The sequence below is a fragment of the Enterococcus canis NBRC 100695 genome, assembly GCF_001544375.1.
Taxonomy (GTDB): Bacteria; Bacillota; Bacilli; order Lactobacillales; family Enterococcaceae; genus Enterococcus_H; species Enterococcus_H canis.
Genome location: NZ_BCQJ01000044.1, coordinates 1 through 656, shown reverse-complemented (window position 1 = coordinate 656; position 656 = coordinate 1). Strand labels below are relative to the sequence as shown.

At 37.3% G+C, this 656-nt stretch carries 1 protein-coding gene and 1 pseudogene; both read right to left on the bottom strand.

The window, feature by feature from the left end; all coding sequences use genetic code 11:
- On the bottom strand, positions 1-353 hold a 353-nt coding region (locus ECA01S_RS13830; protein ID WP_033647607.1), incomplete at its 3' end, for a PTS sugar transporter subunit IIB.
- Between the two features lie 3 nt (positions 354-356).
- Positions 357-656: pseudogene (locus ECA01S_RS13825) on the bottom strand (beta-galactosidase); the annotation flags it as partial.

The window sequence follows — 656 nt, the reverse complement described above, 5'->3', positions numbered from 1 at the left end:
TTCGTAATTGATCGCGTCTCAGAAGTTTGAGACATGTTCCCTACATTAATCTCTTTTATTGGAACTCCTAGCTCTATCAATTTTAATAATCTGTCTGGTTTCCGCGCAACAATCAGTACCCGCTGAGAATCATATTTACCCGCCAAAATATTTTTCGCAGCTTTTTCAATTGGTAAAACGCTGAGTTTTACCCCTGCTGGGGTTGCTAATTTCAACCCACTTTTTTCAATATCATTTTGAGCTACTTCATCGTCCACAACCATAATTCGAGAAATATTCAATTTTGTTGCCCACAAATTAGCTACTTGTCCGTGAATTAAACGTCCGTCAATTCTTACCCCGATAATACTCATGATCTATCCCTCTCCCATTTCTTTATATACTGGTGCTTTTACTAAGTTTATTTCTGGTTGATAGGTCCCTTCTGTCTCGAAAATAACAATTTCATTCCTACCGACATTTAGAAAACCACTAGGAATGTACAGAGAAAGCGTTGGTCCTACTTCCCAAAAACGACCAATATTGGTCTGATTAACAAATACCACCCCTTTCCCAAATTTACTTAAATCAATAAAACAATCCCCTACTTCATCCAGATTAAATTCATACCGATAGAAGCTTGGTTGCATTGGTTGCCAGTCTTTTGAATAATCAAC